The sequence below is a fragment of the Methylobacterium sp. E-016 genome, assembly GCF_022829745.1.
GTDB lineage: Bacteria > Pseudomonadota > Alphaproteobacteria > Rhizobiales > Beijerinckiaceae > Methylobacterium.
This window is the reverse complement of the sequence record NZ_JAKSYF010000186.1, coordinates 1-6736: the sequence shown is the minus strand read 5'-3', so window position 1 is coordinate 6736 and position 6736 is coordinate 1. Positions and strand designations below refer to the sequence as shown.

At 68.8% G+C, this 6736-nt stretch carries 5 protein-coding genes and 2 pseudogenes; 2 read left to right on the top strand and 5 right to left on the bottom strand.

Annotated features, from left to right (window positions below):
- Positions 1-228: 228 nt before the first annotated feature.
- Positions 229-573, bottom strand: a pseudogene (locus MKK68_RS26805) (HAMP domain-containing protein); the annotation flags it as partial.
- Between the two features lie 29 nt (positions 574-602).
- On the opposite strand from MKK68_RS26805, the gene MKK68_RS26800 reads away from it, so the two are divergent.
- Positions 603-770: a carbohydrate porin gene (locus tag MKK68_RS26800; RefSeq protein WP_244033464.1), complete on the top strand. Its 168-nt coding sequence runs from the start codon at positions 603-605 to the stop codon at positions 768-770.
- 90 nt (positions 771-860) lie between these two features.
- Here the strand turns inward: MKK68_RS26800 and MKK68_RS26795 are convergent, their stop codons facing one another.
- Both MKK68_RS26795 and MKK68_RS26790 read right to left on the bottom strand, forming a co-directional pair.
- Positions 861-2687 (bottom strand): cation:proton antiporter, encoded by a 1827-nt coding sequence (locus tag MKK68_RS26795; protein WP_244033463.1) that lies wholly within the window; start codon positions 2685-2687, stop codon positions 861-863.
- A gap of 114 nt (positions 2688-2801) precedes the next feature.
- The gene (locus MKK68_RS26790; RefSeq protein ID WP_409567332.1) at positions 2802-5465 is read right to left on the bottom strand and encodes an MHYT domain-containing protein; all 2664 of its coding nucleotides are present in this window, start codon (positions 5463-5465) and stop codon (positions 2802-2804) included.
- Positions 5466-5717: 252 nt separating this feature from the next.
- Between MKK68_RS26790 and MKK68_RS26785 the strand changes: the two genes are divergently transcribed.
- On the top strand, positions 5718-6131 hold the full coding sequence (locus tag MKK68_RS26785; RefSeq protein ID WP_244033461.1) for a DUF1236 domain-containing protein: 414 nt from the start codon (positions 5718-5720) through the stop codon (positions 6129-6131).
- Between the two features lie 79 nt (positions 6132-6210).
- Here MKK68_RS26785 and MKK68_RS26780 read toward each other — a convergent pair whose 3' ends face one another.
- A complete protein-coding gene (locus MKK68_RS26780) occupies positions 6211-6402 on the bottom strand; it encodes a hypothetical protein (RefSeq protein WP_244033460.1) in 192 nt (63 codons plus the stop codon).
- A 121-nt stretch (positions 6403-6523) separates the two neighbouring features.
- Positions 6524-6736: pseudogene (locus MKK68_RS26775) on the bottom strand (transglutaminase family protein); the annotation flags it as partial.

The following is a 6736-nucleotide window of genomic DNA, read 5'->3' as shown; positions in this document are numbered from 1 at the left end:
AGCTGGCGGCTGAAGACCCGCGCCTCGGAGCCGGCCGCGGCACGCCGCGACCGGATGGTCGGGTCGCTGGAGACGCGGGCGACGCCGCTGCGCTGACCCTGACGGCTTCGCGGCTTCGCCCGCTGCGTCACCGATCAATGGAAACCATGCCGCAAGCGGGTCCTTTTTGGCAGCGGATCCCGGGTCCCTTTTCACCGGCGATTGACAGTCATGGCCGAGGCCGACGTGGGCGATCCCCTCGCCGGCCCGCTTCGTGATCTGCGCGCCCGAATTGGTGATCTCGTCCACCGTCACCGCCGTCGCCTGCACCGCCGCGAACTGCTCCTCCACCGAGGCCGCCTGCTCCTGCGCCGAGGCGCGGATCTCGGCCGCCGCCGCGTTCAAGTTCGACGTCGCCGCACGGTTCATCCGCGCAAGATCCGCCAGCCCAAAGACCATCGCGTTCAGCGTACGCCGGAGGCGACCGATCTCGTTGTGGCCGCCGTCCCCGAGCGTCTCGGACAGGTTGCCCTGACCGACCTGCTCGACGAAGGTCATCACCCGGCCGAGCGGCCGGACGATCACGCGGTTGATGGCGATCCCGATGCAGAAGGTTCGAGCCCTTGTTCGAGGCGACGTACCAGGCGGTCCTCGATCCGCGCGTGACGGTTCCGCCAAACCAGCAGTACGGCTTTCATCCGGGGGGCAACATCCCGGACCCACGCGACGAACTTGGGCGGCGGATCAAGAACACTACGGTCGTCGGCCTGCGGGCGACGCTGACCTACTGAGCGAGGTTCAACTTCATGCGGGCCATAGAAAATGCCCAACCGACCCCAGAGCGAACCCTGTGAGCTTGAACGCTGTACGCAACCCGCTCGTCAGGCGTGCGCTGGAGATGGCTCTTCCGCCATATCGAGGCGAGGAATATTCGGCGCGGCGAAGGCAAGCATGCGGTCTCCCTCGTTCGAGGCGGCACGCTCGTTGTCGACTGAGAGGAGTTCGACCACCCCGTCCTTCCCGATAATTAGCAAGGCGACCGCATCTGTATGCGCACCCGCGTTCGCGGGAACGACTTCGAACCGCCAGCCGGCCTCGTGCCGCCCGGCTAGGGCATCGAAGTCGATCTTGCCGTCGCCGAGAACCTTGCCGCGGGTATCCCGGCTGACGCCCGTGTCCGCATGCAGGAGGTGGTCCGCCGACGGCGCCAATTGGTAGACGCGCTCGCGGCCGATTTCGGGGGCAAGCCTTGTGCACACCAGCGCGTTGTAGAGTTCGTCCCGGGTCGCGGCAAGCAGATGGTCCGGGGGGTGGTCGGCGAGACCTTCCTCAGCATGCCGCGACAACAGCTCGGCCTGCAGCGTTGACACCCCTGCGTCACGGGCGGCCTGGAGCGCGCCGGGATAGGTGTCGATCAGCACCACCGGCACGCCCGCGCAATGCAGGGCGACGACCATATCGCTCGCCCATGGGGACGCTCCAACGACGGCGAGCCGCTGGGTTTCAGCCGCGGTAGACAAATTCAGTCGCCGGGCCAGCGGTCCCAGCGAGAAGCCATGGAGGACGACCGTGGCCACGATGACCGCGAACACGGTGGGCTGGATCAGATCGCCGCCGGCGTAGCCCGCCTCGCTCAGACGAGGACCGGCCAAGCCAGCGACGGCGGCCGCAACGATGCCACGGGGGCCGATCCAACCTACGAACAGGCGCTCCCGCCGCGACAGATCGCTGCCCAGCGTCGCGAGCCAGATGGCGGCCGGGCGGACCGCGAACAGGATGGCCACCGTGAGACCGAGGATGGGCAGGGACAGCTTGCCGAGGACGCCGAGGTCGAGGTCGGCGGTCAGCACGACGAACAGACAGGACACCAGAAGAACGACGAGCGCCTCCTTGAACCGCCGTAGTTCGCTCAACCCCGGCACGTGGCGGTTGGCCAGCGCGATCCCGAACACGGTCGCACCGATCAGCCCGGCCTCGTGCATGAATAGGTTTGGGACGACGTAGGCGATGAGCGCGAGCGCCAGCAGCACCGGCGTCTTCAGCGTCTCCGGGACGAGATCCCGCCGGAACGCCCATGCTACTAAGAGGGCGAAGCCAACACCGAGGCCGCCCGCCACCAGCACGCCCTCGGCGAGGTGGAGCGCCAGGGCAGCCACCGGGGTCTCGTCGGCACCGTGCGGCACGCCCACCAGGATCTCGATGACGACTGCCGTGAGGATCGCCCCGACCGGGTCGTTGACGATGGCCTCCCATTTCAGGAAGGCGGCGGACCGGCGCTCCAGGCGGGCGTGGCGCAGCAGCGGCAGGATCACGGTTGGTCCGGTCACGACGAGGATGGCGCCGAACACCGACGCGGGCCCCCACATCATCCCGCCGATGAGGTGCGCCGCGAGGGTGCCGAGGACGAAGTTGATAGGCAGCGCGAAGGCGGTGAGCCTGAGAACACCTTCGCCGGAAGCCCTGAGTTCGCGGAAATCAAGCGCGAGGCCACCCTCGAACACCACGATGGCTACCGCCAAACCGATCAAGGGGCGCAGGTTCTCCCCGAAGTCGCGGGACGGGTGCAGCAAGCCGAGCACGGGTCCGACAAGGAACCCGAGCGCGAGCAGCAGCACGATGGCGGGGATGCGCAGGCGCGCTGCGAGCACCTGGGCGGCGATGCCACCGCCCACGATGCAGAGGACGGCCGTCGCCAAACCGTGTTCCATCTATCCCCCTCCGGGCAAACCTGTCGTCGCGACCGTCCGACGCTTCACCGGCCGAGGGATCGGCACCTCCGCCGTCGTGCGGGTTGGATCACATGCCCTACTAAGGGTTGGAGCCTATGGCATTCCCGCCACGGCCCCTGTCGGGGTCGCAGCCCCGGCGTCCGTCTGACGGTTGTCGAGCTTGCGCAGCTCGGTGGCGACGTCTTGCAAGCTGGTGTCGCCCTTGCGCAAGATTTGGTCGGCCTCGGACAGGCGCTCGCGTTCCACCGCCGTGATGTCCCGGGCACTCAGTACCACCACTGGGACCTCGGCGCAGCCGGGCAGGTCCCGGAGTCGGTCGAGAAACGAGAACCCGTCCATGACCGGCATAGTCAGATCGAGCAGCACGAGGCGTGGCACGCCGTGCCGGACCTGGTCGAGCGCCTCGCAGCCGTTCCCAGCCTCGCGCACGCTCCAGCCGTTGCGCTCCAGCACCGTTCGGAGGCGGTGGCGCATGTCGGCGTCGTCGTCGACCACGAGCACGTCGCCGTCGGCCGCCCGGAACTGGTCCAGGATCGTGCGGAGCCGCGTCCAGTCCACCGGCTTGGGTACCGCCTCCACCGCCCCGAGCGAGGCACTCAGCGCCGCGTCGGCGACGAAGCTCACCATGACCACGGGGATGGCGGCGGTCTCCGGATCGGCCTTCAGGGCGGCCAGCACCGACCAGCCGTCCATCTCCGGCATCATCACGTCGAGTAGGATCGCGCGTGGCTTGAGCGACTTGGCGAGGTCGAGGCCTGTACGTCCGTCGCCGGCCGTGCGCACGGCAAAGCGTTGGCGTTCGAGGAACCGGGTCATCAGCTCGCGTTGGTTAACCTCGTCATCGATGACCAGCACGAGGTCACCCATCGTCATCTGGTTCTCGGGAACCGCCGGTGCCGCCTCAACGGCCCACTCTGGCGCCACGGCTGGGACGCGCAGGGTGAAGCTCGTTCCTTGGCCCTTGACGCTGTCTACCGTGATGTCGCCACCGAGAAGCTGGGCGAAAGCGCGGCTCAGTGCGAGCCCGAGACCGGTCCCGCCATAGTTGCGCGTGGTGCTCTCGTCGGCCTGAGTAAACCGCTCGAACAGGCGCCCGACCTGCTCGGGATTCATACCGATGCCGGTGTCCCGCACCGTGAACCGGAGCCAGTCGCCATCCACGTCGACCTCACGGGCGGCACTCAACGTGATGGTTCCGCCCTCGGTGAACTTGGCCGCGTTCGAGAGCAGGTTGAAGACGCACTGGCGCAGCTTGGTCGCGTCCGTGCGCGCCCGTCCCACATCGTCGGCCACGTCCAACGCGAGGACGTTGTCCTTCTTGGCGACCAGCGCCTCCACGGTGCCGGCGGCAGCGGTGACGAAGGCAGCGACGTCGATGTCCTCGGGGTAGAGTTCCATCTTCTCGGCTTCGACCTTCGACAGGTCGAGCACGTCGTTGATCAGCCCGAGCAGGTGCTGGGCGTTCGATTTGATCTTGTCGAGATCCTTGAGGAGGCTGTCATGGCCGAGCTCCTCGGCCTCCTCCTCCAGCATCTCGGAGTAGCCGATCACGGCCGACAGCGGCGTCCGGAGCTCGTGGCTCATGTTTGCCAGGAACCGGCTCTTCGCCCGGCTGTGCTCCTCGGCCGCGTCCCGCGCTTCCTCCAGCGCCGCCTCGTATGCCTCCCGCTCGGTGATGTCGGCGTGTACGCCGACCCACTCGCGGATCGTTCCGTCCGGATTGCGCACCGGCCGTCCCTTGACCGCGAACAGGCGGTACTCGCCATCCCGGTTCCGAACGCGGTGCTTGAGCTCGTAGCCCCTGTTCGCCGCTACGGCCTCGCGCCATGCCGCCTTAGTGGGCTCGACGTCGTCTGGGTGTACGGCCTCCGTCCAGCCCGTCCCCTTGCACCCGGCCTCGGACTGACCGGTGTAGGCCTGCCAGTACGGTTGCGGGCCCACCATCGCGCCCCGCGCGTCGGCGGTCCAAATGATGTCGCCGACCGCCTCGGCGGCGGCCCGGAAGCGGCCCTCGCTGGCATGGAGGTGCCGTTGCACCCGCTGCTGGTCGAAGGAGGCGGCGACAATGGCCGCGAACAGGATCATGAAGGTCGCCCCCGCTACCGAGAGCGCGAGGTGTTGCTGACCGATGCCGGCGCCGACGGCGTGAGCGGCGTGTGCCCCGGCGTCCTCGGCGGTCAAGGTCGCCGCTGCCATGCCAGTGTAGTGCATCCCGGCGACCGCCAGACCCATGACCGCGGCCGCGGCGAGCTTCTGCCAGACGCTGTTTTGCCGGAAGGTCAGCCACAGCGCGGCGGTCGCGGCCGTCACCGCGATGGCGACGGACACCGCGACGATGGGCAGGCTGTAGGCAAGGTTGCCGGGCACCCGCATCGCGGCCATGCCGGTGTAGTGCATCCCGGCCACGCCGAAACCCATCAGGGGGCCGCCGACCAGGACGTCGCGCCGTCCCGCCCCTTCACGGCTGACCCACGCGAACGCGGCGCCGGTGGCGGCTATGGCGAGCAGCAGCGAGGCCACGGTGATCCCGGGGTCGTAGGCGGCGGGCATGCCCATCTCAAAGGCGAGCATGCCGACAAAGTGCATCGCCCAGATGCCGCCGCCCATCGCCAGCGAGGCCGCCGCGACCCATGCCCAGCGCAGGCGGGCCGCGGCCCCGCGGACGCGGCCACCGAGGTCGAGCGCGGTGTAGGACGCGAACACCGCGACGGCGATGGAAAGCGCGACGAGGGCGGGGTCGTAGCCGGTATGGACCATGGGAATTCCAGGTGCGTTCCCACGGAGCCAGGGCACGAAAACACAGCGGTATCGCGGCAATCGCCCATTCGTGAAGAGAACGGTCGATCAACCTCGACGGTGATCGGCACATTCGATGGTCCCGCGGCCGTCCGGACGCAAATCCGCCGGCATCGTATCCCGTATCCCGAGGCGGTCGGGACATACGTCCCGGCATCGAACCAATTGTATGCGCCGGCATCCACCGGCCGCGATTGGCGTCGGGTGGCTTCCATGAACACCAAGTCCATTCTCGCCGCGGCGGCCCTCGCCCTCGCGCTCCCGGCTGTCGCCCGTGCGCAGGGTCTCGTGCGCGGCGCGCAGGAAGGTGCCGACGACGGACGCGCGGCCGGCGGTCCCATCGGGGCCATCGTCGGCGGCGCCATCGGCGCGGCGACCGGCACCGTCAACGGCATTCTCGGCGTCGACGACCGCCCGCGCTTCCGCACCTACGTCCGCGGCGAGCGCCGCGCTTCCTACGCTTACGACGGCGACGTCCGGGTCGGCACGGTGCTGCCGTCGGCGGGCGTGAGCTACTACGACGTCCCGGAGGAGTACGGCGCCCGCGGCAGCCGCTACACGGTCGTCAACGGCCGCACGGTGCTGGTCGAGCGCGGCAGCGGCCGCATCGGCGAGATCATCGACTGAGCCACGCGAGGGGGCGACCCGGGCCGAGGTGCCTGGGTCGCCGCCGATCAACGCCGACGGCGTGACCCGCGCAAACGTCCTAGAGTAGGAACCGAAGGCAGGCTGCGACGGCGGCCGTCGAAGCGAGCGGCAGGCCCAGCATCGTGGCCATGGCCCCGGCCCGCATGCCCCGCGGCTCGTTATCGTTGTCCGCGAGCCTGGCGAGGGTCAGATGCCAGCGAGCGACGGATGCCTCGACGTCGATGGCTCGGGTTGCGTTCGTGTCGGTCATGGATCGCCTTTCCGAACGAACCATCCCATAGCACGGGATGAGGGGCCTGTCCGCCGAGGCTTGCCCACACGCAATGCCTGCCGATCCGCCAGGGGTCTTTCGATCTCACGGCATGCGATCGTCAGCCCCGGGGCTGCAGCACGAAGTCGTCGGCGACCTCCAGGGTGTGGACGTCGAACTGCACGAGCAGCGCCGTGCCGAAGCTCGTCGAGATGGCGACGTCGGTGGCATCACGCCCGCGGGCGATGACGACCCGCCCTATCCTTCTAGCGTCGTGCCGGGCGTCGAACGTGTACCAGCGTGGCCCCTGTGGGCCGTCGAGGTAGACCTCGAA

Bases quoted from the DNA above. Each gene is read 5' to 3' on its own strand.
- MKK68_RS26795 (WP_244033463.1), bottom strand. From the start codon at position 2,687: ATGGAACACGGTTTGGCGACGGCCGTCCTCTGCATCGTGGGCGGTGGC.
- MKK68_RS26790 (WP_409567332.1), bottom strand. From the start codon at position 5,465: ATGGTCCATACCGGCTACGACCCCGCCCTCGTCGCGCTTTCCATCGCC.
- MKK68_RS26785 (WP_244033461.1), top strand. From the start codon at position 5,718: ATGAACACCAAGTCCATTCTCGCCGCGGCGGCCCTCGCCCTCGCGCTC.
- MKK68_RS26780 (WP_244033460.1), bottom strand. From the start codon at position 6,402: ATGACCGACACGAACGCAACCCGAGCCATCGACGTCGAGGCATCCGTC.